Origin of the sequence: Halobacillus sp. BBL2006 (assembly GCF_000786645.1) — a bacterium.
In the GTDB taxonomy this organism is placed as follows: Bacteria; Bacillota; Bacilli; order Bacillales; family Halobacillaceae; genus Halobacillus.
Map to the genome: position 1 here is coordinate 1 of NZ_JRNX01000635.1, position 1,483 is coordinate 1,483.

Annotated in this window: 1 protein-coding gene; it reads left to right on the forward strand. The window is 43.8% G+C overall.

The genetic code is table 11. The annotated features are described in order from the left end of the window. Positions 1–136 precede the first annotated feature (136 nt). Positions 137–1,483 (forward strand): SagB family peptide dehydrogenase (locus LD39_RS17345; protein ID WP_035550622.1); only part of this gene is annotated, 1,347 nt, incomplete at its 3' end.

The following is a 1,483-nucleotide window of genomic DNA, read 5'->3' on the forward strand; positions in this document are numbered from 1 at the left end:
GAAAGCGAGCTGTTTTCCTTTCCCTCCCTCACTTTTTACACAAAACGGACCCAATTATCTCAAAACTGAGTCTTCAACAATCGGGAGCTTTAATGGAACAAGAAAATATCAAACCAAAGTCAAAAGGAGGGTTGTGATGGATATTGATGTGTTTTTGCATCATTTACATTTTCAAAGTGAGCTAGTGACCCCGGATAATTGGGAAGTCGATTGGGATGATGCTCCTCTTCCATACAAAGTGTACCGCAACTTGCCAGGGTTCCCCCTGGACGCCGACATTCCGCTTTCTTTTCAAGACCCGTCGTTTAGCCCAGAACCTAATCGAAAGACCATTAGCCATTTTCTTTGGTACGTATTCGGGTTATCTCAGTTTAGTCAAACCGCTCTCCCCTCGCCTATGGATGGAGAGTCGTTTGAAATCATTCAATCCTTCCGGCGTTTTTCCCCTTCCGGCGGTGCCCTTTATCCCAATGAACTGTATATCTATCTTAAACTAGGAGATCTGCCACACGGGCTTTATCATTATGATGTCGCTCATCATCGTCTGCTCTTACTGCGCGAAGGTGATTTTGATATTTATATAAGCGATGCTCTTGGAAATCCTTCTGCAATGTCGGACTGTTTTGGGGCGGTCCTCCTTACGACGATGTTTTGGAAGAACTTTTTTAAATACAACAACTTTTCCTACCGACTTCAAGGGCTCGATGCGGGCGCTGTCATTGGTCAGCTGCTGGAAGTTAACAGACGTTTTCGTTTTTCATCAAAAGTGCATTTTCAATTTCTCGATCAAGCCCTCAACCACTTGCTTGGGCTAGACGATCAAGAGGAAAATACGTATGCGGTCATCCCGCTATCAGATTGTAAAACATTCCCCGCTCATGAGGCTAAAGTTAAGGAAATATCGGCTTTAGAGTTGTGCAAAGAAATACCGTATATCAAAACCGTACACTATCAACGCTCGAAAAACGTGCTTTCTTTTCCAGAAATCTTACGAGTGAATCAAGCGGCGAAGTTTGACTCTACAGTCTTGTTCCATCACTTAGAAGATAGGAAGGAGGAAAATGTCGGCAAACCTGTATATGTATTGCCTGAAGTAAAAAACGAAAACGATAATTTCGCTCTAAATTGCCGAAATCGGTATTCTCCGGAAATGGACTTTATTTCGAAAAGAGTTGAATTGGTGCAGCTCGCTTCGCTGCTTAAGCAAGCGGTTGATTCGTTTTCCTTCGATAATGATTTAGATAAAACAAAGGGGCAACTTCCACGTGTCTCGATTTATGGATGCTTTTATAATGTGGAGGGGATTCCTAACGGAGCGTATCAATACGACGCTTCCTCGCATTCCCTTTTACAAATCAAAGAAGGAGATTTACGCTTGACCTTGCAGGGAGGGATGACCCTCGATAACGTCAATCTGCACCAAGTCCCGATGAGCTTTCATATCGTCGGGGACCGGACTCACTTCAAAGCTGAGCTCGGGTAT